24 protein-coding genes are annotated in these 26,629 nt (G+C 34.9%); 14 read left to right on the plus strand and 10 right to left on the minus strand.

The annotated features are described in order from the left end of the window. Nucleotides 1–7: 7 nt before the first annotated feature. The 3 genes from ACFEMA_RS03145 to ACFEMA_RS03155 form a co-directional block, all read right to left on the minus strand. On the minus strand, nucleotides 8–1,531 hold the full coding sequence (locus ACFEMA_RS03145) for a RagB/SusD family nutrient uptake outer membrane protein (protein ID WP_411766546.1): 1,524 nt from the start codon (nucleotides 1,529–1,531) through the stop codon (nucleotides 8–10). A 12-nt stretch (nucleotides 1,532–1,543) separates the two neighbouring features. Continuing rightward, the gene (locus tag ACFEMA_RS03150; protein WP_411766547.1) at nucleotides 1,544–4,570 is read right to left on the minus strand and encodes a SusC/RagA family TonB-linked outer membrane protein; all 3,027 of its coding nucleotides are present in this window, start codon (nucleotides 4,568–4,570) and stop codon (nucleotides 1,544–1,546) included. A gap of 247 nt (nucleotides 4,571–4,817) precedes the next feature. After that, nucleotides 4,818–7,601: a LuxR C-terminal-related transcriptional regulator gene (locus ACFEMA_RS03155; RefSeq protein WP_411766548.1), complete on the minus strand. Its 2,784-nt coding sequence runs from the start codon at nucleotides 7,599–7,601 to the stop codon at nucleotides 4,818–4,820. Nucleotides 7,602–7,839: 238 nt separating this feature from the next. Between ACFEMA_RS03155 and ACFEMA_RS03160 the strand changes: the two genes are divergently transcribed. The 8 genes from ACFEMA_RS03160 to ACFEMA_RS03195 all read left to right on the plus strand — a co-directional run bounded on the left by ACFEMA_RS03160 (nucleotide 7,840) and on the right by ACFEMA_RS03195 (nucleotide 14,011). Then, nucleotides 7,840–8,175 (plus strand): arsenosugar biosynthesis-associated peroxidase-like protein, encoded by a 336-nt coding sequence (locus ACFEMA_RS03160; RefSeq protein ID WP_411766549.1) that lies wholly within the window; start codon nucleotides 7,840–7,842, stop codon nucleotides 8,173–8,175. A gap of 89 nt (nucleotides 8,176–8,264) precedes the next feature. Beyond that, nucleotides 8,265–9,320 carry an arsenosugar biosynthesis radical SAM (seleno)protein ArsS gene (arsS, locus tag ACFEMA_RS03165; RefSeq protein ID WP_411766550.1) on the plus strand — a complete coding sequence of 352 codons (1,056 nt, stop codon included), beginning with the start codon at nucleotides 8,265–8,267 and terminating at the stop codon, nucleotides 9,318–9,320. A 29-nt stretch (nucleotides 9,321–9,349) separates the two neighbouring features. Next, nucleotides 9,350–10,318, plus strand: a complete 969-nt coding sequence (arsM, locus tag ACFEMA_RS03170) for an arsenosugar biosynthesis arsenite methyltransferase ArsM (RefSeq protein ID WP_411766551.1) — start codon at nucleotides 9,350–9,352, stop codon at nucleotides 10,316–10,318. A 105-nt stretch (nucleotides 10,319–10,423) separates the two neighbouring features. Beyond that, nucleotides 10,424–10,870, plus strand: a complete 447-nt coding sequence (locus tag ACFEMA_RS03175; RefSeq protein WP_411766552.1) for a rhodanese-like domain-containing protein — start codon at nucleotides 10,424–10,426, stop codon at nucleotides 10,868–10,870. Next, nucleotides 10,871–11,482, plus strand: coding sequence for a TIGR04282 family arsenosugar biosynthesis glycosyltransferase (locus tag ACFEMA_RS03180; RefSeq protein ID WP_411766553.1), 612 nt, complete (start codon nucleotides 10,871–10,873; stop codon nucleotides 11,480–11,482). It begins immediately after the preceding gene. A gap of 67 nt (nucleotides 11,483–11,549) precedes the next feature. Beyond that, nucleotides 11,550–12,362 carry a purine-nucleoside phosphorylase gene (locus tag ACFEMA_RS03185; RefSeq protein WP_411766554.1) on the plus strand — a complete coding sequence of 271 codons (813 nt, stop codon included), beginning with the start codon at nucleotides 11,550–11,552 and terminating at the stop codon, nucleotides 12,360–12,362. A 7-nt stretch (nucleotides 12,363–12,369) separates the two neighbouring features. Beyond that, entirely contained in the window at nucleotides 12,370–13,254 is an 885-nt protein-coding gene (locus ACFEMA_RS03190) for a sterol desaturase family protein (protein ID WP_411766555.1), read from the plus strand. A gap of 64 nt (nucleotides 13,255–13,318) precedes the next feature. Further along, nucleotides 13,319–14,011: a TIGR04283 family arsenosugar biosynthesis glycosyltransferase gene (locus ACFEMA_RS03195; protein WP_411766556.1), complete on the plus strand. Its 693-nt coding sequence runs from the start codon at nucleotides 13,319–13,321 to the stop codon at nucleotides 14,009–14,011. Nucleotides 14,012–14,017: 6 nt separating this feature from the next. On the opposite strand, the gene ACFEMA_RS03200 is transcribed toward ACFEMA_RS03195, so the two are convergent. From ACFEMA_RS03200 to ACFEMA_RS03215, 4 genes are read right to left on the minus strand one after another with little or no spacing between them, the layout of a single operon-like run. Next, the gene (locus ACFEMA_RS03200) at nucleotides 14,018–15,277 is read right to left on the minus strand and encodes a POTRA domain-containing protein (RefSeq protein ID WP_411766557.1); all 1,260 of its coding nucleotides are present in this window, start codon (nucleotides 15,275–15,277) and stop codon (nucleotides 14,018–14,020) included. Then, on the minus strand, nucleotides 15,274–16,284 hold the full coding sequence (locus ACFEMA_RS03205) for a glycoside hydrolase family 113 (RefSeq protein WP_411766558.1): 1,011 nt from the start codon (nucleotides 16,282–16,284) through the stop codon (nucleotides 15,274–15,276). Before ACFEMA_RS03205 ends, ACFEMA_RS03200 begins: the two co-directional genes overlap by 4 nt. A 39-nt stretch (nucleotides 16,285–16,323) precedes the next feature. Further along, complete coding sequence (locus ACFEMA_RS03210) at nucleotides 16,324–17,193, minus strand: hypothetical protein (RefSeq protein WP_411766559.1); 870 nt, start codon at nucleotides 17,191–17,193, stop codon at nucleotides 16,324–16,326. Between the two features lie 43 nt (nucleotides 17,194–17,236). After that, complete coding sequence (locus ACFEMA_RS03215; protein WP_411766560.1) at nucleotides 17,237–17,854, minus strand: DUF547 domain-containing protein; 618 nt, start codon at nucleotides 17,852–17,854, stop codon at nucleotides 17,237–17,239. 295 nt (nucleotides 17,855–18,149) lie between these two features. Here ACFEMA_RS03215 and ACFEMA_RS03220 point away from each other — a divergent pair, with 295 nt between their 5' ends. The 5 genes from ACFEMA_RS03220 (at nucleotide 18,150) to ACFEMA_RS03240 (ending at nucleotide 23,800) form a co-directional block, all read left to right on the plus strand. Continuing rightward, nucleotides 18,150–19,460, plus strand: coding sequence for an NAD(P)/FAD-dependent oxidoreductase (locus tag ACFEMA_RS03220; RefSeq protein ID WP_411766561.1), 1,311 nt, complete (start codon nucleotides 18,150–18,152; stop codon nucleotides 19,458–19,460). A 122-nt stretch (nucleotides 19,461–19,582) separates the two neighbouring features. Then, nucleotides 19,583–21,154, plus strand: coding sequence for a 4Fe-4S binding protein (locus ACFEMA_RS03225; RefSeq protein WP_411766562.1), 1,572 nt, complete (start codon nucleotides 19,583–19,585; stop codon nucleotides 21,152–21,154). Then, entirely contained in the window at nucleotides 21,154–21,624 is a 471-nt protein-coding gene (locus ACFEMA_RS03230; protein WP_411766563.1) for a toxin-antitoxin system YwqK family antitoxin, read from the plus strand. Before ACFEMA_RS03225 ends, ACFEMA_RS03230 begins: the two co-directional genes overlap by 1 nt. Further along, nucleotides 21,621–22,313, plus strand: a complete 693-nt coding sequence (locus ACFEMA_RS03235) for a glycosyltransferase family 2 protein (RefSeq protein ID WP_411766564.1) — start codon at nucleotides 21,621–21,623, stop codon at nucleotides 22,311–22,313. Before ACFEMA_RS03230 ends, ACFEMA_RS03235 begins: the two co-directional genes overlap by 4 nt. Then, entirely contained in the window at nucleotides 22,310–23,800 is a 1,491-nt protein-coding gene (locus ACFEMA_RS03240) for a cellulose synthase family protein (RefSeq protein ID WP_411766565.1), read from the plus strand. Before ACFEMA_RS03235 ends, ACFEMA_RS03240 begins: the two co-directional genes overlap by 4 nt. Here ACFEMA_RS03240 and ACFEMA_RS03245 read toward each other — a convergent pair. Further along, on the minus strand, nucleotides 23,797–24,225 hold the full coding sequence (locus tag ACFEMA_RS03245) for an SRPBCC family protein (protein WP_411766566.1): 429 nt from the start codon (nucleotides 24,223–24,225) through the stop codon (nucleotides 23,797–23,799). The genes ACFEMA_RS03240 and ACFEMA_RS03245 overlap by 4 nt on opposite strands. Nucleotides 24,226–24,299: 74 nt before the next feature. On the opposite strand from ACFEMA_RS03245, the gene ACFEMA_RS03250 reads away from it, so the two are divergent. Continuing rightward, nucleotides 24,300–25,679 carry a glycosyltransferase 87 family protein gene (locus tag ACFEMA_RS03250; protein WP_411766567.1) on the plus strand — a complete coding sequence of 460 codons (1,380 nt, stop codon included), beginning with the start codon at nucleotides 24,300–24,302 and terminating at the stop codon, nucleotides 25,677–25,679. Between the two features lie 91 nt (nucleotides 25,680–25,770). Here ACFEMA_RS03250 and ACFEMA_RS03255 read toward each other — a convergent pair whose 3' ends face one another. Together ACFEMA_RS03255 and ACFEMA_RS03260 are read right to left on the minus strand one after the other, a co-directional pair. Then, entirely contained in the window at nucleotides 25,771–26,133 is a 363-nt protein-coding gene (locus ACFEMA_RS03255; RefSeq protein WP_411766568.1) for a hypothetical protein, read from the minus strand. Nucleotides 26,134–26,263: 130 nt separating this feature from the next. Then, on the minus strand, nucleotides 26,264–26,590 hold the full coding sequence (locus tag ACFEMA_RS03260) for a hypothetical protein (protein ID WP_411766569.1): 327 nt from the start codon (nucleotides 26,588–26,590) through the stop codon (nucleotides 26,264–26,266). Nucleotides 26,591–26,629 lie beyond the last annotated feature (39 nt).

The following is a 26,629-nucleotide window of genomic DNA, read 5'->3' on the forward strand; positions in this document are numbered from 1 at the left end:
CTATTAATTAATTATTGTTAACGTAGTTACGGAGTATAAAACTTAAATCTAATTGCTCTAATGGATAAGGTAAAAAGGCTTTTTCCATTGAGAAATTTCTACCGTCATAGCTCAGTTCATCAGTTTTACCTAATCTTAGCATATCGTAGTATCTGATTCCCCATTCCAATCCTAATTCAGCAAACTTTTCATCCATGACATCATTACTGGTTACCCCCGTTAGACTTGGCATATTTGCTCTTGCTCTAACAGTATTAACAGCTTGATCGGCTGAACCAGCCGTACCGGTAGCTCCACGAGTTAATGCTTCGGCATACATTAAAAGTACTTCAGCATAGCGCATTACTGTATAATTTTTGTTAGTTCCGTAAGCTGTTCTACCTGGTGTTAACTGGTTAGACGGCAGATAATGCTTGCCACTTGCAAAATAGGCTCTTGAATAATCGTTAATGACATCACCATCTCTTGTTGTATTAGAAACAAAACTTGGTAGATCGGAATACGCAGGATCAGTTTGAAGTTCTTCAATACCTCTATCTGTGAATAGGATACTAGTTTCTAAACGGACGGTTTCCCCTCTATCTAACATAAATTTTATGAACTTAAAGCTAGGCTCATAAAAACCCCATCCACTATTTGCTTCTGGTACCGCTGCTGTCCAATTCTGCGGGCCATAAAATGCATATAAATGTCCTACATTTTCACCTGAAGCTTGACCAAAGTCCGAATACTGGATTTCCCAAATATTCTCATTTGCAAGTTTGCCAGGTATCTTGAATAATTCATAAAAATCATTAAATAATTGAAATTTTCCAGAGCTAATGATTTGTCCAGTAGCATCTGCTACTCCTTGATAATCCTCAACTTCGAGATTGGCTATTGCTTGTACAGTTAAAGCGGTATACTTTGTGATTCCACCTGGTAAATCTTCTCTTTGGTTTGGGGCAACATCTAATAGAAACGGTACCGCTTCGTCCATTTGCTCAGAAATCCAAACCATCAGTTCGTCTTTAGGCAATACTTCTATATCAGTTACATTCAATGAGTTTATTTTATAAACATCACCAAAAAGGCGCGAAAGTTGCAGTGTCATAAAACCTCTCAACACTTTACATTCAGCAATATATTGATCTATAAGCGCGGAATTGACACCACCATCCCTAAAACGCTCCAATGCTTCAATCTGAGCTGTAACCTGAAGTATATCTTCAGCCCAATTCTCAAAAAACACATTGTACATCCAAAAGTTATTGTCGTAGATATAATTATCGGTATCAGCAAAGCCCTGTTGGTCTCCAAGACCTCCAGCATTTACATCATCGCCTCTAACAGAAATTAGAGGTATTTGCTCCCATCCAACACTTTGAAAAGATGCATAGGCTCCTACTAGGGCACCAAAAGCACCTTCTTGACTCGTGTAGTCAACGTCATCTGCAACAAGAAAGTTTTCTTGCTCCTCGTCTAATTTGTCCTCACAACCCAAAAATAGAATTGGAATGACTAAATACATTAATTTGAATATATGTTTCATAGCTAAAAAATTTTAAAATTTCACTGTTAAACCAAAAGAATAAACTGATGGTGTAGGGTACGTTTGAGTATCACGACCATCAAAACCAACTTCTGGGTTAAATCCATTAAAGCTTTTAGTCCATAAGAATGGCCTATCTGCAGTTAATGTTATACGCATTTCTGGCAAATTACTCTCTTTAAATGTATAACCAAGTTGGATATTTTGAATTCTAAAGAAGTCCCCGTCTTGCAAGAAAAACTCTGACAATCTTTGGTTCCAAACTTGTCTGTAGCCTTCAGATGAAGGGAAAGCATTTGTAGTTCCTTCTCCTCTCCATCTATTGATTGCCAATTCAGCATCTATATTGCGTCCTTGGGTTCTTATAACTTCTTGTCGGTTAGTATTTAATATAACGTTTCCACCTTGACCATAGAATGCCATATTAAGATCAAAAGCCTTGTAATTAAAACCAATATTACCTCCATAATAAAAGGTCGGTATCGGTGAGCCTAAGTATGCCCTATCGTCAGCATCCAAAATCCCATCGCCATTATTATCCTTAAATCTAAAATAGCCTGGTTGAATATTTGTTCCGTCTGCAATAGCGGCTTGTGCAGTTGGGTCAGCGGCAATTTCACCATCATTTTGATATACACCATTAATTTCCCATCCGTAAAATACATTAATTGGCTGCCCGACAACTACTCTTTGTCGCGCTTCAGCTGTTCCTCTCTCAATTGCAGTTTGCCCAAATAAGTCTGTAATCTCATTATCTAAAGTACTGAAATTACCAGAAATGGTATATCCGAGGTCTTCAGTAATATTTCCTCTCCAAGACGCAGCCACTTCAATACCTTTATTTCTCACACCTCCAACATTTTGAAGACTTACACCTGTACCTACAACTTGAGCCACTCCAATGACTAAGTTATTGGTGTCTTTAATAAAATAATCAGCTTCTAGCGATAAGCGATTATCAAATAAATAGGCCGAGAGACCAACATTTAATTCTTCAGTAAATTCCCAATTGATATCGTCAGAAACGGTTGTGAACTCAAATCCATTATAAAAAGTATCGTTAAAAACAGTATTCACTGTATTGGCACCCAATGGCACACTAACTGGCACAGCGTCATTTGCAACACGGCCCCACCCTGCTCTTAATTTTAAATAATTGAGAAAATCTATTCCTTCCATAAAAGATTCTTTTGAAACCTCCCAACCTACACCAAAAGCAGGTAGATAGACATAGGTTTCATCATATTTGTTGGTTCCTTCAGCTCTGAAAGTGGCATAAGCCAAATATTTATCCATTAACTTATACTCAGCTCTACCAAAATATGAAAACCCAAAGTTTCTAAACCCACCGTCATATGACGTCCTACTCGCTTGGTCGGTATTACCGATATACCAAGTTTTTTCATTATCTCTTAAAAAAGAACCATTGGGGTCAAAATTACCTCGCCCACCAAAGTTACGTCCGTAATCATCTCTATAGGAAGTACCCGCCAACAAGGTAAGGTCATGATCTTCGCCAAAAGTATTTTTATAAGTTAATACGTTGTCCCAAATATAATTTTCAGTCACACTATTGTTACGAACAATAAAAGAATCATCTACACTTCTCTGGTAATCATCTGTTACAAAATAAGGCAATAAAACTATTCTCTCATTAACCCCTAAGTAATTGTAAGACAAGCTAGTTTTGAAACTCAATTTAGAGGGAAGTATTTTAAAATTAGCATAAAAATTTGCCGTAGTTCTCCTTCTTTCTCCTCTTCGATCAGAGTTGTCTAACAATGGAAATGGGTTCTGAGAGCCTCTATACCCTATTTCCCGCGCATCTGAGTATGGCAATGGGTCCGCTTCTGTAAATAGTTCATCGAATACTGGCAATATAGGCACTGCAAAATAGGTCAACTGCCAAGCTGATCCTTCATCAGCGTATTGTACTGCATTACTGTATAACAAACTCCCACCAACATCTAACCAATCATTAACATTTGCATCGACCTTTGTCCTCAAATTATATCTTTGGTACTCATTCTTCATATCCAAAATACCATCTTGAGCAAAAAAGTTCCCCCCTATTGAGTATTTTATTGTTTCAGAGCCTCCATTGACTTGCAAATCATAATTTTCTATATCTGCAACTCTTAAGACTTCATCATACCAATCAGTATTAACGTCTGGCACATTTGGATTAATTCTGCTACGTCCAAATCTTTGAAAGGCTTGGTCAATACTTGAAATTTCGGATCCAGATCCAGACTCTAATGCAAATGTTGTAAACTGCTCAGCATTTGCCATTTTAATCACGTTTTGAGCTTTTTGCACTCCGTAATAACTTGTAAATGTTACTTCTGGTTTTTGATTGAATTTACCACTTTTTGTAGTAATCAAAACAACACCGTTAGCTGCGCGTACTCCATAAATTGAAGCTGCTGAAGCATCTTTTAATATGGATATCGATTCTATTTCACTTGCATTTAGGAAATCGATATTGTCAAAGAAGTTACCATCGACAACAAAAAGAGGAGAGGAATTGCCCGAAAGCGAATTAGTTCCTCTAATTCTAATTTGAGGTGTTTGACCAGGGGAACCCTGACTGCTAATTTGAACACCAGCAACCTGCCCCTGAAGCCCTTGGGCAATCTGAGCAGATGGAGTCCTTTGTAGAGTTTCTGATTCGACAGTGGAAATAGCACTAGTTAAATCAACTTTCTTTTGAGTACCATAGCCAACTACTACTACCTCATCGAGTGTAGAGTAATCCTCTTCTAATGAAATATTGAGTATGCTTTGATTTGTAATGGTAATGGTCTGAGTTTTAAAACCCAAATAACTAAATTCAAGTTTTTCACCAGCACTAACATTAACGGTGTACTCTCCATCAAAATTTGTTGTCGTACCTCTTGCAGTTCCTTGGACAATTACATTTACACCAGGTAAGGGAAGATTATCAACAGAATTTGTTACAATTCCAGTGACCTCTATTTGTTGACTCCAAGAAAACAAAGAAAAAAACAACAATAAAAGACTGAGTTTAGTTTTCATACATTAATTGATTTTGATTGTATTAGTTTAGCTTTAACACCAAATTTATAATGTTGTCAGCATATAATAATGGTTGTTATTTACATTTTAAATACGCCAATTAGGAGAAAATCTAAAAATTCTAGTGAAATTAGGTTTTGACGTAGTCTGAAATTAGCTAAAAATTAATGAAATACCTAATTTTTTAACAAAGTGACGTAGTATTGACGTACTTCATTTATGTCTATTAATTAAAATAAAGGGGTAATTAATCAATATTTAACAAATAATCCGTTAAAGAAATATCATCTTCTAAATTTAATTTCTTTTTCAGCCTATATCTGTGTGTTTCTACACCCCTAATAGATATGTTCATTAAAGGTGCAATTTCTTTAGTAGATAAATTCATTTTGATGTAGGCACAAATCTTTAAATCCCTGGAGTTCAATTTTTGATGTTTGTTATTTAAGCGCTCAAAAAATGCCTTGTGTACTTGATTAAAGTTTTCTTCAAAAACTTCCCATTCATCATTGTGCTCTATAGAATGATCAACACGTTTAATGAGCTTTTTATAATAATACACGTTACTAAACCCATTTTTGTTTGTAGCTAACGCCCTTTTAATATCTTGTAAGGTTTCATTTTTCTTAACCAAAGCCATGGCAGTATTGGCCAACTGCTTACTCTTTATATTAATCTCATTTTGCAGGGATTCATTCTTTAATTGAACAATCCGTTTTTCATTTTCTAATGTCTTTTCTCTTAATAATTTTTGCTGTTCTTTACGAAGTTTAATTTTTATAAGGCGTTGCTCCTTTATAATTTTTTTATGATGCATGTAGTAGAACAAAAGTACTGCAAGTAGTAATAAGAAAGCATATAAAATATAGCCTACCGTACCCTTATACCAAGGCGGCAACACATTAATGGACAAGGTTTTTATAGATGACGTGTCGCCTGAATAATATTTAGTTCTTAATTTGATATCGTACTCTCCACTCTTAAAGTTAGATATATCAAGAGTTCGATGTTCTACAGTAAACCACTCATCACTTAATGTTGGGATACTGTACTGAAAAAAATGATTGTTCGACTTCGGTGAAGACAGTTCTAAAATTAGTCCTTGATTGTGTTTTATTTCTATTAGCTCGTCATTTGATAATGAAGGAGAAATGAAATCGTCACCGACAGATATCGTTTCAATAGTAGGCGAAATAGGTTTATTAGTAGTTTTATAATTTGTATCAATTAGCATAAACCCATTATCCAAATTTAAAACATGAGTTGAATCGGAAATTTTGGAAATACGCTCATAACCAATAATATACCTATTCTTTATAAGGCTATTATCCAATACTCTCTCATTATATGGCTCAGTGAGGTTCTTAAGGCTAGTAATATTGCTTGACCCTTTTAAAGCTATTGGGCTTAAATTTGGCTCTGAAATTATATAACGATCTTTTCCTATTAAATCATTAAGTAAATCATAGGATACGATAGAGTCCAAAATGGGTTGATATTTTCTCCATCCGGTGTTTGTTTTAAAAACTGTCTCATTCTTTAAATTGTAAACCCTAATATTATACAAGGAATTTATTCCCTTTGAATCATAATTCTCTATGGAGGTTATGGATTCATAATTTTTATCAAAATTAACTTTGTATAAACCTTTATATGCATGTGCCACCCATGCGCTATATGTATCCTCGAAAACTAGAAAGCGTGACGGTATCGTAGTTTTTCCCATATGCTTAACAGACCATGCGTTGTTCTCTTTTTCAAACTTTACAAGACCAGAATATGTCCCTTGTATATAGGTCTTTTCTAACCCAGGAACTTTTTTAATTGTCCATCCACCTGTAAAATCTGAAATCTTTTTTATTTGATTACCTTCTACCACAAAAGTCCCTTCATTGTGACCGCAAAACAATTGGTCTTCAATAATTTTCAATTCCCAAACCTGTCCTTGGGAGCCTTCAATAAAATCTAGCTTCTTTTGAGAATTGAGCATAAAAAGCCCCGTGTTACTACCAATATATAATGTGTTTTTAAATGTAATAACGTCGTAAACCGCACCAAGCCTTCCACTTACATCATTATAAAAATAGTTAGGACTATCAATGTCCACACTAGCAATACCGTGATCTAAACCCAGCCATAATTTTCCTTCTGTGTCTATATGTTGACCTAATACAGTATTATTTATTAAACCACTCTCTTTATTTACGTGATATTTTAACTTTCCCTTTATGTTAATTATATAAACCCCGTCCTTAATAGTCCCTAAAGCCATGTCACCTGACTTCAGTAAAGAAAAATCATTCAATTGATTCTCTTCTATTAAGTTGTTAATTTGAAAATTTGTTGGTGTTAACCTATTATTCTCTATAAAGAAACTGCCTTTTAGAGAAGTCATTAAAAGCAACTTGTCATTATGGCTCGACAATGAAATCATTTTAGTATCGACTAGTTCTTGACTGAAAAAAAACTCTTTAAGACCTGTTTCATCAAGAAGAAAAATGCCTTTATTCAAAGTACAGATATACAACTTACCTTTAACAACATTACAAGAAATAATAGATGATTTTGGGTTGTGTTGCTCTATACTATTACCATCATAGATGTAGATATTAGAAAAAGATCTAAAAACAACTTTATCACCAAACTCAACAATCTCCCAAATTTCTTCATTTGAAGAAATTTGATTTTTGATGCTTTCGCTTAAAGAAGAATATTTTAAAAGGCCTTTTTCATTTTTTTGCCAATATCCAAATTCCTCATAGGAACCAGTATAAACCCTATTCCCCAATGCCAACACTGATCTTAGGGTTGTTTTGTTTGGTAGCTGATAAAACCTCCAACCCTTGGCGTCATACTCTAACAGCCCATTATTGTTAGCAACATATACTTTCCCGTTTTCTGCTCTAGTTACGTCCCAGTTTTGGTTTGCAGCTCTATACTCCCCTAAATCATAGTTTTTTATACCTGGCGAAAACTGAGCAAAACAGTGACCTGAAGAAATAAATAAAAAAATAAGCAAGAGTTTATTCACTATGCAGGTAAAATTTATTTGAAACGCTTTAAAAGTAACAATTAATAATGAACTATCACAGAGCTAGAGTATAGGTTAAAACTCAACTAATAATTCAAAATTATAATTAAGAAAAAGCAATAATTAATTTCAATTTTTATGCTAAGCGAAGTAAAAATTCATTTTGCACTGTAATCTATTAGAAGTACCTTCGACCAAACGTACTCATGTATGTTTTTTTAATATCAAAAAACAACTTATGTCTAAAACCTATTACGACCCAGCTGACCTTAGAAAATTTGGCAACATCACAGAATGGAGTGAAGAACTTGGCAATAAATTCTTCGACTACTATGGTAAAGTATTTGAAGAAGGGGCTTTAACAGCACGAGAAAAATCACTAATTGCCCTTGCCGTTGCTCATACCGAACAATGTCCCTATTGTATCGATGCTTACACTAAAGATTCATTACAACGGGGAGTGACTAAAGAAGAGATGATGGAAGCCATCCATGTCGGTGCCGCTATAAAAAGTGGTGCTACATTAGTGCATGGAGTGCAAATGATGAATAAAGTCAACAAACTAGAAATGTAGTTTCACCCATCAAAAACCAATTCTACAGAAATAGAAAACCTAATAGACCATTTATTCGTAAGAATAAATAAAGAATCCTAAAAAAATTTATGGCTACAAAGTCCTTAAAAAAACGCGAAAGCGACTTAGCAAATAGCAACAGACAACTCGAAATACTTTCTAATGGCATTTTTCAGAGTGGGGAACTCCCTAAGTTTAAAGATAAAATCGCTGAAACAAATCAATTTCCTCTAAAGGCTAAAAAATTAGAAATTCTTCAAATCAACGTTGGCTACATGTGTAATCAGGTTTGTGAGCATTGCCATGTCGATGCTGGACCTGATAGAAAGGAAATAATGACACGAGAAACTATGCGACAATGCATCGAAGTCATAAAAAATACAGGAGCACATACTTTAGATTTAACAGGTGGAGCACCAGAAATGAACCCCGATTTTAGATGGTTTGTAGAAGAAGCTTCGAAAGCGGGCATTAAAGATTTTATCGTAAGGTCTAACCTTACCATTATTCGTGCTAATAAAAAATATTACGACTTACCAGAATTTTTCAAAAAACATAACGTACATGTCGTGAGCTCTATGCCACATTGGACAAGAGGTAAAACAGACAAACAGCGTGGTGACGGTGTTTTTGACAAATCGATTAAAGCCTTACAAGAATTGAACGCTGTTGGTTATGGTATGCCTGATAGTGATTTAAAGCTAGATTTAGTTTATAATCCTTCGGGAGCTTATTTGCCAGGCGATCAAGCTTCCATGGAAAAAGATTTCAAAAAAGCATTGCTAGAAGACTTTGGTATTCACTTTCACAACCTATTTGCTATTACCAATTTACCTATTGCGCGTTTCTTGGATTATTTAATTGCATCAGAAAATTATGAAGATTACATGTATGCTTTGGTTGAAGCTTACAATCCGGCTGCAGTAGAAAATGTAATGTGTACTAATACATTATCCATTAGCTGGGATGGCTATTTATATGATTGCGATTTTAACCAAATGTTAGAGTTACCTGTAAATAGTAAAGCCAAACACATTTCAGATTACAATGAAGAATTGCTTGAAGGCAGAAACATTATGATTTCACAACATTGTTACGGTTGTACCGCTGGCGCAGGAAGTAGCTGCCAAGGTTCCGTTGCTTAAATTAAAATTACACTTTTAAAAATCAATACATGAGTTATTTAGATACAACACACGACGTATATAAAGAAGCAGCATTAACACCAGATGTTGGGTTGTGCTGTACAACAAATCCTATATGGGAACTACCTGGACTGAAAATTCCAAGAATTATGCAAGAGATGAATTACGGTTGTGGGAGCACCGTACATGCAAGAGATTTATCTAACAATCCAAAAATGCTATATGTTGGTGTTGGTGGTGGTATGGAGTTATTACAATTCTCATATTTCAATCGACAAAAAGGTGGTGTCATTGGTGTCGATGTGGTTGATGAAATGTTAGAGGCTTCTCGAGAAAATTTTAAAATTGCCGAGGAACAAAATAGCTGGTTTAAAAGCGAATTTGTTGATCTAAAAAAGGGTGACGCACTTAATCTCCCTGTTGAAGATAACAGTATTGATGTTGCGGCTCAAAACTGCCTATTCAACATTTTTAAAGCTGAAGATTTAAAACGTGCGATTGAAGAAATGTACCGTGTTTTAAAACCTCATGGCAAATTAGTAATGAGTGACCCTACATGTGAGCAACCCATGAACGACACTCTAAGAAATGATGAAAGATTGCGTGCATTGTGTTTAAGTGGAAGTCTGCCAATATCAGAATATGTTAAGGCATTGACAGATGTAGGATTCGGAACCATAGAAATTAGGGCACGTAAACCGTATAGAATTTTAAACCCTGAGGATTATCCGACTGATGAACTTATCTATATTGAATCTATAGAAGTTGCAGCTATTAAAGACCCTATGCCAAAGGATGGCCCTTGTGTCTTTACAGGAAAAGCGGCTATATACTTTGGTAAAGACGATTACTTCGATGACAAGAACGGTCATGTTTTGTTAAAAAATCAGCCTTTAGCAATTTGTGACAAAACAGCTTCAGCTCTTGCAAGCCTGGAACGAAAAGATATATTTTTTAGCGAATCTACGTTTCATTATGATGGTGGTGGCTGTTGCTAATGGTCTAAAAATTCATTTAAGCCAGTTATGAGAAAAAGTTGTGTTTTATTACTGCTTTTGTGTTTCACTTGGAATCCGATTTGTGCCCAAGAAAAACTATCAGACTTGTTAGAAAGGTTCAATACAGAATCTGTACCCTACATTTCCGTTCAGGAATTGGCCATGCCAAAATCTGATGCGGTTATTCTAGACGCTAGAGAAATTTCGGAGCATGAAGTAAGCCATATAAAGAATGCGATTCATGTTGGCTACAACGATTTTAATCTTTCAGAAACCCTAAGTCAACTACAAGACAAATCTGCTACGATTGTGGTGTATTGTTCTCTTGGTATTCGTTCAGAAACTATTGCCAATAAACTAAAATCCGAAGGTTATACCAATGTCTTTAATCTTTATGGAGGTATTTTTGAATGGAAGAATAATGGCTTTAAAGTGTATAATTCCGAAGGAAAGGAAACGGAAAATGTAGATGCTTTTTCAAAATATTGGTCGCAATGGCTACATAAAGGCCATAAAGTCTATTCCATCGAAGAAAAAAAGCCTAAGAACTAAATGAAAAACAAACACCAAGACCTCATCATTGTTTTCACCAGAAATCCAGAACTTGGTAAAGTAAAAACACGACTTGCCAAAGGCATTGGTGATGTGGCCGCATTGGATGTTTACAAAAAGTTACTGACCCATACAGAAGAAACCATACTCCCAATCAATGCTGACAAAGCTATTTACTACTCCGTAAAAGTAAGAGACAACGATATATGGAATAATGAAGCATATTTGAAGTATCAGCAAACTGGTGAGGATTTGGGCATTCGTATGTTGAATGCCTTTAAATCTGCATTTAAGTCTGGCTACAAAAAAGTTATCATTGTCGGTAGTGACCTTTATGATTTAAGAGCCACACATCTTGAAAAAGCGTTTTCGGCATTAGACCAAAACGATTATGTTATAGGTCCAGCAAAGGACGGAGGCTATTATCTACTCGGCATGACCCAATTGACTGGATCTGTTTTTAAAGATAAGGACTGGGGCACATCGACAGTATGTCAAAATACTTTGAATGACCTAGAAGGAAACAAAGTCCACATACTCGAAACCTTAAATGATATTGATTTTGCTGAAGATTTAAAGCCCTATGAAGATTTTAAATACGTATTTAAATAACTTCCTTTTTTGATAAAAGGAAGACGATTGTTTACCTTTGAATCAACACTAAAGAAATCAAAAATTAATGCTAAAATACATATTAGAAAGTACTGAATATCTCCAGAGCAAAGGCTTTGACAATCCTGAAGTCGGTATTATACTTGGCACTGGTTTGGGTCAATTATTAGAACATGTCGAGGTTTTGGCAGAGGCCAGTTACAATCACATCCCAAATTTTCCGACTGCAACTGTAGAGTTTCATAAAGGAAAACTTATTTATGGAACCCTTGAAGGCAAGACTGTAGTTATTATGCAAGGACGTTTTCATGTGTATGAAGGTTATTCGCTTCAAGACGTTACGTTTCCGGTTCGTATTATGGAAAAGCTGGGAGTTAAGACTTTATTAGTTTCAAACGCTGCTGGAGCTGTAAATTTAGATTTTAAGAAAGGGGAATTAATGTTAATTGACGACCATATTAACCTTCAAGGGAGTTCCCCGTTAGCATTTAAAGGAGTGTCTGATTTGGGTGAGCGTTTTACAGATATGAGTGCACCTTATGATGCGAAAATCAATTCAAAATTTGAAGCGATTGCCAAATCGAACGCTATTACTCTTCATAAAGGTGTATATGCTTCTGTCGTTGGCCCACAATTAGAAACTCGCGCAGAATACCGCATGCTAAAAATTATTGGTGCCGATGCCGTTGGTATGAGTACTGTCCCAGAAATTATTGTCGCCAACCATCTTAACCTAAAAGTGGCTGCGATTTCGGTATTAACAGACGAATGTGACCCGGATGATTTAAAACCCGTCGATATTGGTGAGATTATGGCTATGGCGGCTAAAGCGGAACCAGAAATGATTACCTTGTTTAAAGAACTGATTAAAACTCTTTAAGTTACTATTGGAAAAGTATTGGGACATACTAAAAAATTCATATTCTGGATACTGGAACTACCTTAAATATGAACTTTTTGATCTCAACCACTGGGACAACTACTTCTATGGCCTTATTATAATTTCCTTAGTGATTTGGATTTTGGAAATCTTATTCCCTTGGCGTAAAAATCAATCTATTTTTAGAAAGGATTTTTGGCTAGACACTTTTTATATGTTCTTTAATTTCTTTGTTCTCAACTTAATTATACTCATTGCTTTATCGAATACAGCCTCAGAGTTCTTTAATGATATATTAGGTTTTATAGGCTTATCGATATCAGACTTACAGTTATTCAACGTCCAAGAATTGCCGCAATGGTTAGGGTTATTTATTTTCTTTATTATTTCAGATTTTGTACAATGGAATACGCATCGCTTACTACATAGAATACCTTTTTTATGGAATTTTCATAAAGTACACCACTCTGTAAAGGAAATGGGCTTTGCTGCACATCTTCGCTACCATTGGATGGAACCTGTGGTTTACAAATCTTTGTTGTACATTCCTATTGCTATTATGGGTAATTATCCTCCACAAGATATCGCTATTGTTTACTTCTTTACTATAGCCATCGGGCATCTCAATCATGCAAATTTAGGTTGGGACTATGGTTTTTTAAAGTATGTTTTTAACAACCCTAAAATGCACATCTGGCACCATTCTAAAGCATTGCCACCACACTCTAAATATGGCTCTAATTATGGTTTAACACTGAGCCTGTGGGACTATCTTTTTAAAACAAACTATATCCCTCATAATGGCCGTGATATTGAATTGGGTTTTAAGGATGATGAGCATTTTCCGAAGGATTTTATAAAACAGGAATTGTATCCGCTTTCAAAAAAATAAAATCAATGTTTAGAATATATACATTTTACAAATCTGTTTTTATTTATTTTCCGTAAATATGAGCATGATAAGTATTGTTATTCCTGTTCTAAATGAAGCCGAAACTATAGAAAAGCTATTGTTTCATTTAGTGGATAATACCGACTTAAATTCTATTTCAGAAATTATTGTCGTAGATGGAGGTAGTACTGATGGTACACAAAAACTAGTCAAAGATTTAGACCTTAGTATACAGGTGTTACACTCAGAAAAAGGCCGTGCCAAGCAAATGAATCTGGGCGCTAAGGCAGCTAGTGGCGGTATTTTATATTTTTTACATGCGGATTCCTTTCCACCTAACAGATATGACAAATACATTATAGAGGAAATCAAAAAGGGAAACAATGCAGGTTGTTTTAGGCTTCAATTTGACCATAATCATTGGTGGCTTAGGTTGGCAAGTTGGTTAACGCAGTTTCGATGGAGAGCTTGTCGTGGTGGTGATCAAAGTCAGTTTATAACAAAGGAATTATTCAATGAGATTGGTGGTTTTGATGAATCTTACATCATCTACGAGGACAACATCCTTATCAATGAGCTTTATGCACGAAATGAGTTCGTCGTTATCAATAAAAAAATAAAAACCTCAGCACGCTTATATGAACGGCATGGCATCTGGAAATTACAATACCACTTCTGGGCCATCTATGTTAAAAAATGGTTTGGGGCTTCTGCTGATGACTTATTTGCTTATTACAAAAAACACATTAGTTGTTGATTTTATTTAAAAATACTGACCAATACCAAAAACAAAACCTTGTGTGGCATCTGGGGTTATTCCATAGCCATAATCAATTCTAAAAATGGCATTGAATATTTTTTTATGGATAAAGCGCAGTCCAATACCAGGATAGACTCTAAAATTTTGTGAATCCCCGAAATCCCCAAAATCACCCCCAGGATTTCTCCAACTACCAGCATCTATAAACGCATTACTTTGTAACACAAACCAGTTTTTTTCATACAATGTATGTCGATATTCAGTATTAAGAACAATCACTCCCGTACCACGATCTATGGTATTCCCTACTCCACGTATATTCAAATTATTATCTACTGAAAAGGGCGCAAAAGGAGAATCATTATTGGTAGCAATTCCTAATCGCAAGCGACTTGCCCAATTTCCTTTTGTCCCAACTCTTAAGAAATAGGAAAAATCATTCCAACCGATTAAAAATTCAGGCAATGCCTCATCTCTTGATGTGACGTATTGCCCATTAAATTGACTTCTAAATCCAGATAAATATTGATAGTAATAGTCAATGTTATTGTACTCGTATATGAATTTATACAACAGTTTTTTCACCCTTAAATCTTGTGGAATATTGGGGTCTGTAGCCCCAAATTTGTATTCATAATCTTCCGTAAAATAGTTTATGCCCAATTCCACACGGTGATTAAAGTTAAATTGATACAACCCCAAAACCTCATAAGATTCATTATTGTACTTATAATCCGCTGTGGTATTATTAAAAAACACAGGTTCTTGAGTCGTTAAATCTTGGTAGTTAATGGCAAGTCCTAAATTCCTTGAGAACAAATAAGGTGCTCTAAAATTTAGTCCTATAGAGTTATAGATATCCTTTTGATAAAATCCACCAAAGGTCATATTCTGACCTAAAAGATTAAACTCATAAAGTCCAAACCGATAGGCAAACTCATCATCATTGGTAGTATAAACGTTTGCTGAAGGAATGATTGTAAAATTTTCTTCAATATTGTAATAAACGTTATAGGTATTGGCTTTGTCGGCAGGAAAGACTTGATAATAAGCATGTGCTATCGAAGGCAAGCGCTTTAGCAGTTTTATATCTTCTTCAATCATAGAAGAATCTAGAACAACTCCTGCTTCAACTCGCGAAACGCGTTTAACAAAACTCGATTTTAGCTTTTTGTTTCCTTGTACTTTAAGGTCTGCAACTTTAGCATTTTGGGCATTCAATATGCTAAAACTAAAAACGAATACTGCTAAAATTAATTTCATCCTGTCTGTTTATAATACTGCCTTATAATATCTTCGGCAGGCTTGTTCTGTGGTGTAAATTGAGAATTGTCCATACCACCAACTTTATTGTGGTCTATGAACCATTTCCAAACAAAACCACCTGCAAACCACTCTTCTTTCCAAAAGGTTTCAAACAATGCTTTAGTTGTATTGACTTGAGCTTCCATATTTACTTGATCCATACTACGATCGTATCTCCATGGTTGTTTCCCAGCGTAATCCACACTTCTATATCCGAATTCCGTAAACAAAACTGGTTTATTATATTTTTCGGATAATTCCTTTATTACTGGTTTATGCTTTTCCCAACCTTTCATACTTGTTTCATACGTTGGTGTTTGTAATTCACACACAGGGAAATAAGCGTCTAAACCGATAAAATCTAATTGTCCCCAAAACGGAGTCCTTTTAAATTCGTCCCAATTAGCGGCGTAGGTCAATTTACCTGTGTAAATCTTTTTTATGTTTGTTATCAATGTGTTCCAATACTCTGGACGACGGTCAATAAATTTTTCAAGCTCAGTCCCTATACATAAAATCGGAACCTTTATTTCTTCTGCCAAATCAGCATATTCCAAAATAAATCTTGAATAGGATTCCTCCAACACCTTCCATTCTTCTTCAGTTTTCATATCCATATAACCTGTAAAATCACCACGCCCAATCCAAATCTGAGGCTTCAACATTACTTTGATGTTTTGAGCTCTCAATGCTTCTATATATTGTTTTGCACCATCTCTTCTCTCACCAAACCATTGCCGTTCCGTATTAAATATAATCTCAGGATTTTCTATATTTCTGATAAATCCAAACGGCATAATCGCAGCATAATTGGCATTGACCGCTACGACAGGTTTTATATGACTCTCATCAACAGTACCACGAGATGCCACAAAACTGACGCCATTAATTTTTTCAACTTGGCTATTACAAGACCATAAACAAATAACTAATAGACATAAAATTGGAAGCTTAAGACGTTTCATATTGTATTGGATTTTAAGCTTCTAATTTAAAGCTATTCCCTAAAACAACACTCTTAATCCTAAGTTAAAAGTTTCACCTAACCCAGTGTTGTTACCTCTCACAAAGTTGGTGTATAAGGTTTCAATATTTAAAACATCGGTTAACTGATATTTTAGTCCACCGCCTAAGGCTGTAAAATCTTGTTCAAAATTATTTCCAAAGTCAAGTCGTTGCGAGTGTTGCGCCAAGGCTAAAATTGTAAATTTTGAACTTGGAAAATAACTCAAAAACACACCTGGCGTGAGGTTTAAACTGTCATTAGCAAAACTGTCTTCATTTTTTCCAAAGCTATATTCTGTATTTAATTCCGTAAAAATTTGCCAATCACCAGAAGGAAATGTGTAATCATAGAAGAAACGATTTTGAAAAATAAAACCTTTCTGATCTAGAAACACACCATCTTCAACTTCATTATCAATTAATGGAATATGAAAGGCTGTTTGAATTGTAAAATTAGACACATTTTTAAGTGGGTTAAATTTTACGGCTGGTGCAAAAGATGTAAAACCAGAGCGTGCTGTACCAGATTCTCCATCAAAAGAAAAAACATCCAAAGCATCTCTATCTGCAACAACGTTAGACCTAAATTCTAACAACAATCCAATATTAAATCGACTACTTTCTGAAACCCCTGTAAACACATCTACCGTAGAGGTGAAAAAGGTCTCTCGAGACTCTGTGCCTTCGCTAAAGGTACTTTCTGTTTGGGTATAAAGGTTATTGAACCATTTAATATCCCACTGACCTTTATTCAATAATTTTGAAGGTGTATATTCTTGGATTACCGATTTCTGTACTTGGGCGTCATTCTGGGAATACCCAACAAATGTTAGTGCTAAAATGGTTATGGTTAGTAGTGTCTTTTTCATAATATATTGCCCAATTCAGTGAGCGGCTTATTTAATGCTTTGGTTACTGTTTGTTTAAATTCCAGTTATAAGGGTAGTAGGTTAATTTGTAATCATTCGGAATTTTTTCAGTGCGGTAAGTGTTTATAAAATCGATTTCAGATTGACCACTAAGGATAAAATCTTCGTTATACCATTTCATAATTTCTGAAGCCTCTACTCTTTTCTTTTTGTGATTGACCTTAATGAAATTGCCATTGATGGCCAATTTTGTTTGTTTATCTAATTGAGCGTCTAAGGTGTTTGGTTTGTATGCAGAATCGATTATTGGTGGGCAACCAACTGCTCCACATACCAAGACAAAATGAAATCTAGGATCTTCAAAATTACCTCGTAACAAATCATTTTCTATACTATTGAGTGTTATGGATGTTCCACCAACCTTATATTGAATTTTATCAAAAAAGCCTGAAACATCAAGAGGAGATTTTACTGGGTGATTATCAATAATTCCTTTAATAGTTAAAAGGTTGTAGGCATTGATCCAAAATGCTTTATATGTATTGGCATCAGATTTGTCAACTTCAATTTCCTCAGCTAAAGCTAAAATTTTTTGTAATTCTGATGGATTATCATGTATTTCTGAATAAGCTACTTTTCCGTTTCTTACATGTTTCTCCATGAAGTTATCTGTTTTCTCAAAAAATGTTTTCAAATCTTGAGCGGTAGTCATTACTGACATAAAAAGAGTACATATTAAAAGGTAGTTTTTCATAATTGCTTAAAACATTAAACTGTGTGAGGTCAATTCAGTCGCTAGCATTCTATGCATCTTACAAGATTTTTAAAGAATCTGAACGTCTTATATCACCCAAAAACCTTACACCTATTTTTAATTTAAATTCTTTCTAAATTGAAAAGACAACATAAGTTATTACCTTTAATTGCGACTTACCGTATAACTAACAATCATATACATGGAGCACATCGTAATTATCGGCAATGGTATTTCTGGGGTTACATTAGCCAGGCATATCAGAAAATTATCGGATAAAAAAATCACTATAGTTTCAGCCGAAACGGACTATTTCTTTTCGCGTACAGCTATTATGTATATCTATATGGGTCATATGACATTTGAACACACCAAACCCTATGAAGATTGGTTTTGGAAGAAGAATAGAATTAATCTCAAAAATGGGTATGTAAAGCAGGTTGACACTGAAAATAAAACACTGCATTTTGCAGAAGGTGACCAAATGACTTACGACAAATTAGTCATTGCCACTGGTAGTAAACCTAATAAATTCGGATGGCCAGGCCAAGATTTAGACGGAGTAATGGGCATGTACCACAAACAAGATTTAGACAATCTTGAACACTACGCGCCAAATAACAAAGTATGTAAACGTGCAGTGATTGTTGGTGGCGGTCTTATAGGTATTGAGTTGGCGGAAATGCTAAACAGCAGAAAAATCCCAGTTACCTTTTTAGTACGAGAGCGTAGTTTTTGGAATGGTGTTTTACCAAAAGGCGAAAGTGAAATGATAAACCGTCATATTAAAAATCATCATATTGATTTAAGGCTTTCAAAAAATCTCAAAGAAATAAAAGCAGACGATAATGGGAAAGTTAAATCTATAATTATAGAAGAAACTGGTGAGGAAATTGACTGTGACGTTGTTGGGTTAACGGCTGGAGTATCCCCAAATATTGATTTCCTTAAAGACTCTAAAATTGAAACAGGCCGAGGAGTAAAAGTCAATCGTTACCTAGAAACCAATATTAAAGACATCTATGCTATTGGTGATTGTGCAGAGCAACGCGAGGCTATCGGAAACAGAAGACCTATAGAAGCCGTGTGGTACACAGGTCGTATGATGGGGGAAGCTTTAGCACAAACAATCTGTGGCAATAAAATTAAATACAACCCTGGCCATTGGTTTAACTCAGCTAAATTTATGGATATAGAATACCAAACCTACGGTTGGGTGTTTAGTGAAGAAAACAAAAAAGATGAAGAGCTTCATTTTCATTGGAAGCACGAAGACGACACAAAGTGTATTACTATAGCTTACCACAGGGATACTAATACGTTTTTGGGCATCAATACTTTTGGTATTAGAATGAAGCACGAAACTTTTGACCAATGGTTGACCGAAGAACGTGACGTTGATTATGTAATTAACAACTTATCCAAGGCTAATTTTGACCCAGAATTTTATAGTCATTACGAGACCGAAATCCTATCTAAATATAATCAAGAATCGTTAGCTACAAAATTATAAGCATAACAATGGTGACTGAGGCTCTCGAAGTCACCTCATTAAAACATAAAACAGCGCTTCGAGAACCTCAGCGCCCAAAATAAACCATAAACCGTTTAATGATGAATTCACCGAAACCAAGTATGTCCATTACAAAACCTGAGGCATTTGATCTTTCTGTTAAGCAGAAAATCTCAACTGCAATTGGAGTGATTGGGCTCATTATTCTTTTGTTAGCAGCATTCAACGTCAACTTTCCTAACAAGCCTATATTCCTGACTGCATCCTTAATTATGATAAGTCTTGGTGCGATTTTATTTACAAATGACTTGTATCTCGGCAAACATCCTGGTATTAAAAACGATGGGGTAATGTTTAAATCCATTTCTTCAAGAGGGCTTTGGGCATGGATAACAGGCATTGCTCTAACCGGATTTTACATTGTACTTTATTTTAAAGCTACTTGGTTAGGTTTGGGTAAAAGCGGAGCTGAAAACACAGGTTTAGTTGCTCTTTTTGATCCATTAAGCTATGTACTCAACGGCGGAAAAGCCAGCCAATGGTTTGTTTATGGAACACTTTATACTGTAGCCATTTTAGTTTTCGGTTATAAGTTCTTATTGAAATACCGTCATAACCGATACGAACGTTTACGTACCTATTCAGTCATGTTCTTTCAGTTGGCGTTTGCCTTTTTAATTCCAGAGTTTATGGCAAGGTTAAATTCAGAATCGTTTAGTTTACCCTATTATGATTTAAAAAACATCTGGCCTCTCAACTATTATAACTTTGAAAAATATAGAGTTGATGCCTTTATCGACGCTGGGGATATTGGGTTAGCATTACTGATATTCGGGATCTTGTCCATTTTCGTAATCACACCAATTTTAACCTTCAAATATGGAAAACGCTGGTACTGTTCCTGGGTGTGCGGTTGTGGTGGCTTGGCAGAAACCTCAGGGGATTCCTTCCGCCATTTAAGTGATAAAAGACAATTCGCTTGGAAGATTGAGCGCTGGGTAGTGCATAGCGTGGTTGTATTTGTTGTGCTTATGACAACAGCCGTAATCTATTCCTATTTAGGAAATGATAGTAGTAAATACTGGTTGACTAAAAACACTTTTTTAATTGGTGTTGCGACTTTATTGACCCTGGTTTTTGCTTTAACAATGATTTTTAAAAGAGCACAATTAGCCAAAGATGCTAAATACGGGGCTATTGGTTATTTTGTAATCATTATAGCACTGATAGGCTTACACTATTTTAATGGATCAGAATTATTTTTATTTAAACCTGAACCACTTAGACAATCGTATGGCTTTTTAATTGGAGCTATCTTTTCTGGTGTTATTGGCACAGGCTTCTATCCTATTTTTGGTAATAGAGTTTGGTGTCGATTCGGTTGTCCAATGGCTGCAATCTTAGGTTTTCAACAGCGATTATTTTCAAAATTCAGAATTACAACAAATGGCGGACAATGCATCTCTTGTGGAAACTGCTCTACCTATTGCGAAATGGGAATTGACGTCCGTGCTTATGCCCAGAAAGGAGAAAATATTGTACGCTCTAGCTGTGTGGGATGTGGCATTTGTTCAGCTGTTTGTCCTCGTGGAGTTCTTAAATTAGAAAACGATTCTTTGAAAGGTCGCATCAATTCTAACGACATCTTATTAGGTAACGATGTTGACTTAATGGCATTGGTAAATCAGAAATAATGCGCCTTTTACTTGTTCTATGTTTTCTCTTTCAGTTTAGTACTGCTCAAGAAACCTATCATAAAAGCTACTTTGAAAATGGTCATTTGTCTTCTGAAGGCTGGTTAAATAACAATCAAAAAGTTAATTATTGGAAATACTACCATAGCAATGGAGAAATTAAAAGTGCAGGTCATTATATCAATGATAAAAAAACAAAATATTGGAGGTTTTATCGTGAAGATGGTACCTTAGAAAGTGAAGGGCATTTTAACCATGGTAAAAAACACATGTGGTGGCTTTTTTATGATGACAATGAAAAAATCAACCATAAGTGCCAACTGCAAGACAATCAAAAAAATGGGTATTGCTTAATGTATGAAAATGAAAAATTAGTGTCAGCAGTAAAATATTCTGAAGGTAAACGCATTAAAGAATGGACTAATTTTAGGGATTTTAAAAAGGAGAATAATTTAAGAGACCTACAATGACCAATATTAAAGTCATTATCCCGGCATATAACGAAGCAGATTCTATTGCATTAGTCATTAACGACATTCCAAATAGTGTGGATGAAATCATCGTTGTTAGCAATAATTCCACTGACAAAACCGAAATTAACGCAAAAAATGCCGGAGCAACCGTTCTTTCAGAACCTAAATCAGGTTACGGGAACGCCTGTTTAAAAGGACTGGATTACATTTCTCAACTAAAAACAAAACCAGATATAGTTGTCTTTTTAGACGGAGATTATAGCGATTATCCCGAATATCTTACCAAGATTATAACTCCGATTATTGAAAATAACATTGATTTTGTTGTAGGTGCAAGAGCTGAAATATTGCGAGAAAAAGGCGCAATGACCTCCCCACAAATATTTGGCAATTGGCTGGCTACCAATTTAATGAAACTTATATTTAAATCTTCATTTACTGATTTAGGACCTTTTAGAGCTATCAAATACTCTAAACTTTTAGAACTGAACATGGAAGATAAAACCTACGGTTGGACTGTAGAGATGCAACTTAAGGTTTTAAAGCATAAAATGACCTATACAGAAGTTTTAGTACCTTATCGTAATAGAATTGGTGTCTCAAAAGTTTCAGGAACGATAAAAGGAGCTATCTTTGCAGGCGTTAAAATCCTGACGTGGATTTTTAAATATAGCTTTAAAAAATGATTCTCGAATCAATCATTATTACCGTTTACACAATTGCGATAGTGCTTATATTCTTTTATGCATTAGCGCAGTTAAACTTATTATTCAATTATTTAGGGGCTCAAAAAAAACAGGAGGATTGTGAAACATTTGATTTTTCCAATCCAGATGAAATTCCTTTTGTGACCATTCAGCTACCGGTTTTTAACGAGATGTATGTTATGGATCGGCTTTTGGACAATATCTCTCTATTAGATTATCCAAAAGACAAACTAGAAATACAGGTATTAGACGATTCAACGGACGAAACTGTTGAAACCACGAGAAAACATGTAGAGGAACTCAAAGAAAAAGGCTTAGATATACATCATATTACCAGAACAGACCGTAGTGGTTTTAAAGCTGGTGCATTAAAGGAAGGGCTAAAAATTGCCAAAGGCGAATTTATTGCCATTTTTGATGCCGACTTTTTGCCAAAACCAAACTGGTTAAAGCGCACCATCCCTTATTTTAAGAATGAAAAAATAGGTGTCGTTCAAACCCGCTGGGGGCATATCAACAGGAATTATTCTTTATTGACGCGTATTCAAGCTTTTGCTTTAGATGCGCATTTCACGCTAGAACAAGTAGGAAGAAACAGTAAAGGTCATTTTATAAACTTTAATGGTACAGCTGGAGTTTGGAGGAAGACCTGTATTCTCGATGCTGGTAACTGGGAGGGAGATACACTTACAGAAGATTTAGATTTAAGTTACCGTGCTCAACTCAAAAACTGGGAGTTTAAATATCTTGAGGATGTTGAAACACCAGCAGAATTACCAGTTGTTATCAGTGCAGCACGTTCTCAGCAATTTCGATGGAACAAAGGGGGTGCTGAGAATTTCAGAAAAATGTTGTGGCGAGTTGTAAAGTCAGACAACATTTCTTTTAAAACTAAAATTCATGGTCTTTTGCATCTCTTAAATAGCACCATGTTTTTAAGCATTTTTACTGTTGCCGTTTTAAGCATACCAATGCTTTACATTAAGAACGAATATGCTCACCTAAGAATGTACTTTTACTTTATGAGTTTCTTTGTATTAAGTACCATCATTTTCTTTGTCTGCTATTGGTTTATGTATCGTAATATTTATGGTGGAGGGTTTAAAAAATTCTTCAGTTACATCGCCATGTTTTTTACTTTTTTTTCAATAGCCATGGGCTTTTCATTACATAACTCCATCGCTGTTATAGAAGGTCATATCGGTAAACGCAGTGAGTTTGTTAGAACCCCTAAATTTAATATTTCATCATTGAAAGATTCCTGGAAAGGCAATAAATACCTCCGTAAAAAATTATCCTTAAATGTTATTATTGAAGGGCTTTTAATGGTTTATTTTGCCTTTGGGTTATACAGTGCTTTTATCGTAGGAGACCAAGGGGGTGATTTTGGGTTGTTTCCTTTTCACCTTATGTTATTCATCGGTTTTGGGTATGTGTTCTTTAAATCCTTAAGCTCTAAAGTTTAGGATCTTTCTTCAAAAGGAATAATAAGTCCCTTCTCAAGATAATCTTTCAACCCTTTTAGCAGTAAAGCCCAACAAAAGGAGGAGTGCTTGTAATGGGCATTACATTCTGGCCAGTCCTTATGCCAAAATTTAACCAATACACCATTATCTTTTTCTTCTAAATCAAAACCAAAACTCGTAGGATCCCAATCTGGGTCTGACTTTGTCATTTTAAAGTGAATATGATCATTTAATTCGCAACTTTTAACTGTCGCAAACCAATTGTATTCATCTGTAAAGTTGAAGTTATACGTTTCACCAACCTTGAGTTTGCCAGTACACCTCAATGGCCACCAATTTACTAAATGGTCTGGTTGTGAAATTGCATTGTATACGTTAGGTAAGCTGTCTTTTACGACAAAATCATGAAAAATTGAATATCCCATAACTGAGGAATTTACCTTTAAAAGTAACAATTCTTTTTTATAAAAATCATTTTTAAATAATTCTATCTTTGAGCATGCTGTTGAACTCAACTCTTTTTAAATATCATAAGGTTCCGATACTATTTATTTTGTTGAGTGTATTGTTTTATGGTAGCTTTGCTTATGATTTGGTTCGTACTGATATTACAAAACTGCTTCTGCTTTATTTTGGTCTGTTTGTTTTTGCATTCCAACTTATAAAAACTACGGGGTTTAACTTTAGACTACTTGTTGTAGCCTCAATACTTTTTAGGCTAGTTTTTTTGGTTGCCACACCAAACTTATCTCAAGATTTTTATCGTTTTATTTGGGATGGGCAAATGTTCTCAGTAGGATTCAGTCCTTACTTAACTACACCTGATTACCGAATGGAATTGGGCATAATGTCTAACTTTCCAAATCAAGTAGAACTTTACAACGGTATGGGCTCATTAAGTTCATCACATTTTACTAACTACCCGCCAATAAATCAACTTTGCTTTTACTTAGGCAATCTATTTCCAGGACAAAGTATATTAAGCTCAGTTATTGGGATGAGATTAATAATCATCTCGGCTGATATAGGAATCCTTTATTTTGGAAAAAAGTTATTAGAACATTTAAAATTGCCATCTAGTAGAATTTGGTGGTATATGCTCAACCCATTCATCATTATAGAATTAACAGGGAACCTACATTTTGAAGGAGTCATGCTATTTTTCTTGATTTGGAGTTTGTATTTACTACATAAAGGAAAATGGAAATGGGCTGCTGTGCTTCTTGGGTGCTCCGTATCTGTTAAGTTAATTCCTTTAATGTTTTTACCACTCTTTTTTTGGTGGTTTCTAAGGAAAGAAAATATAACTCAAGGCCTTAAAAATCTGACTTTGTTTTACTTTATTGTAATTGGAACTGTTTTATTACTTTTCGTTCCTTTCTTCTCCCTTGAGTTTGTAAATAATTATTCTGAAACTGTAGGTCTTTGGTTTAGTAATTTTGAGTTTAATGCCAGTATCTACTATATCGCAAGAGAAATAGGGTATTCCATTACAGGCTATAACGAAATTGCTACCATTAGCAAAATACTCCCTGTAATTACTATACTTTTTATTCTAGGGTTTTCTTTTTTAAGAAAGAATACTGACTTAAAATCGTTAATAACATCGATACTTTTAGTCTTATGCATTTATCTTTTTTTAAGTACAACCGTTCATCCTTGGTATATTGCCACATTAGTATTACTATGTGTTTTTACTGACTATCGCTTTCCACTTGTATGGTCGGCAGTTATAATTTTAAGCTACTTAGCCTACACAAATGATAACAATAGTGAAAACCTCTGGATTATTGGGTTGGAGTATCTTATCGTGTTTTCAGCTTTTATTTGGGAAGTGTTTTTTGGGAATAGGATTTTTAAAAATCAAGTCAGTATATAAATAAGTGTCATTCTGAACAAAGTGAAGAATCTAAAATAGTTTAGTGAGATTCTTCACTTTGTTCAGAATGACATTACCTTTTCCTTTTAGCTTATACTTTTTTAAGCCCAGTTATAGTAAGGATTTCATAAGTATCTTCCATACCGTCATCATCTACTTCAACTTGTTCTTCTATTTTAAACGTAATCTCAAAGCTTTGACCTTCAAATTCCTTTGATTGTAGGTTTACTGCTTTTAAAGCTTCATCAGAGATATAATTGAAATACATATACTTTTCGTTACCATCTTCTTCATCCGTAATTAAGAAAATATAACCGTCATCCTCATCATAACCATCAAAAATCCCTTTTATAGTTTTTGTTGTCTCTTGTTTTTTTAATTGAACAATTGGGGAAGCATTTACTTTGGCGACTATCATTATTAATAGTATCGCCACGACAAATTTTGCCTTCATAACAAAATAAATTTAAATTAGAGTTAATCGATTTTGTTTGGAGGTTTTTGGCCACAACAAGCTCCAAGCTTTTAGTACACTACAGAACGTAGGATACACGTGTGCAAGACATTTTTTCTATTCTTATAGGCTATTCGTCTTCATCGAGTTCATCATTCTCCATAAGTTCTGGGTCTTGAACTGCATCTGGATCATCATCTTCAAAATCTTCATAATCCTCTTCATCATAATTTTCCATAGTAACTTCAAGCTTTGTACTCACCTTCACCAAATACTTGGTATCTTCAGTAGTCACCTCAACAGCTTCAACTAACTCATTCTTTGCATTTCTGAAAGAGATGATATGGTCGTCGTCATAACCATCAGGGTATTTCTCCACTAAAAGCGCTAATATTTCAGGGGTTAATTTCTGAAAATCAACAATGACTCGTTTTAAATTATCTTGTTTTGGTTTCATTAATAGGTTGTAGTTTTTGAGACTAAATATATTTTAAAA

Source organism: Winogradskyella sp. A3E31 (assembly GCF_046720935.1).
Classification (GTDB): Bacteria; Bacteroidota; Bacteroidia; order Flavobacteriales; family Flavobacteriaceae; genus Winogradskyella.

Coding starts and splice junctions, on each gene's coding strand:
- ACFEMA_RS03145 (WP_411766546.1), bottom strand. CDS start 1,531: ATGAAACATATATTCAAATTAATGTATTTAGTCATTCCAATTCTATTT.
- ACFEMA_RS03150 (WP_411766547.1), bottom strand. CDS start 4,570: ATGAAAACTAAACTCAGTCTTTTATTGTTGTTTTTTTCTTTGTTTTCT.
- ACFEMA_RS03160 (WP_411766549.1), top strand. CDS start 7,840: ATGTCTAAAACCTATTACGACCCAGCTGACCTTAGAAAATTTGGCAAC.
- arsS (WP_411766550.1), top strand. CDS start 8,265: ATGGCTACAAAGTCCTTAAAAAAACGCGAAAGCGACTTAGCAAATAGC.
- arsM (WP_411766551.1), top strand. CDS start 9,350: ATGAGTTATTTAGATACAACACACGACGTATATAAAGAAGCAGCATTA.
- ACFEMA_RS03180 (WP_411766553.1), top strand. CDS start 10,871: ATGAAAAACAAACACCAAGACCTCATCATTGTTTTCACCAGAAATCCA.
- ACFEMA_RS03185 (WP_411766554.1), top strand. CDS start 11,550: ATGCTAAAATACATATTAGAAAGTACTGAATATCTCCAGAGCAAAGGC.
- ACFEMA_RS03195 (WP_411766556.1), top strand. CDS start 13,319: ATGATAAGTATTGTTATTCCTGTTCTAAATGAAGCCGAAACTATAGAA.
- ACFEMA_RS03200 (WP_411766557.1), bottom strand. CDS start 15,277: ATGAAATTAATTTTAGCAGTATTCGTTTTTAGTTTTAGCATATTGAAT.
- ACFEMA_RS03205 (WP_411766558.1), bottom strand. CDS start 16,284: ATGAAACGTCTTAAGCTTCCAATTTTATGTCTATTAGTTATTTGTTTA.
- ACFEMA_RS03210 (WP_411766559.1), bottom strand. CDS start 17,193: ATGAAAAAGACACTACTAACCATAACCATTTTAGCACTAACATTTGTT.
- ACFEMA_RS03215 (WP_411766560.1), bottom strand. CDS start 17,854: ATGGAGAAACATGTAAGAAACGGAAAAGTAGCTTATTCAGAAATACAT.
- ACFEMA_RS03220 (WP_411766561.1), top strand. CDS start 18,150: ATGGAGCACATCGTAATTATCGGCAATGGTATTTCTGGGGTTACATTA.
- ACFEMA_RS03225 (WP_411766562.1), top strand. CDS start 19,583: ATGTCCATTACAAAACCTGAGGCATTTGATCTTTCTGTTAAGCAGAAA.
- ACFEMA_RS03230 (WP_411766563.1), top strand. CDS start 21,154: ATGCGCCTTTTACTTGTTCTATGTTTTCTCTTTCAGTTTAGTACTGCT.
- ACFEMA_RS03235 (WP_411766564.1), top strand. CDS start 21,621: ATGACCAATATTAAAGTCATTATCCCGGCATATAACGAAGCAGATTCT.
- ACFEMA_RS03240 (WP_411766565.1), top strand. CDS start 22,310: ATGATTCTCGAATCAATCATTATTACCGTTTACACAATTGCGATAGTG.
- ACFEMA_RS03245 (WP_411766566.1), bottom strand. CDS start 24,225: ATGGGATATTCAATTTTTCATGATTTTGTCGTAAAAGACAGCTTACCT.
- ACFEMA_RS03250 (WP_411766567.1), top strand. CDS start 24,300: ATGCTGTTGAACTCAACTCTTTTTAAATATCATAAGGTTCCGATACTA.
- ACFEMA_RS03255 (WP_411766568.1), bottom strand. CDS start 26,133: ATGAAGGCAAAATTTGTCGTGGCGATACTATTAATAATGATAGTCGCC.
- ACFEMA_RS03260 (WP_411766569.1), bottom strand. CDS start 26,590: ATGAAACCAAAACAAGATAATTTAAAACGAGTCATTGTTGATTTTCAG.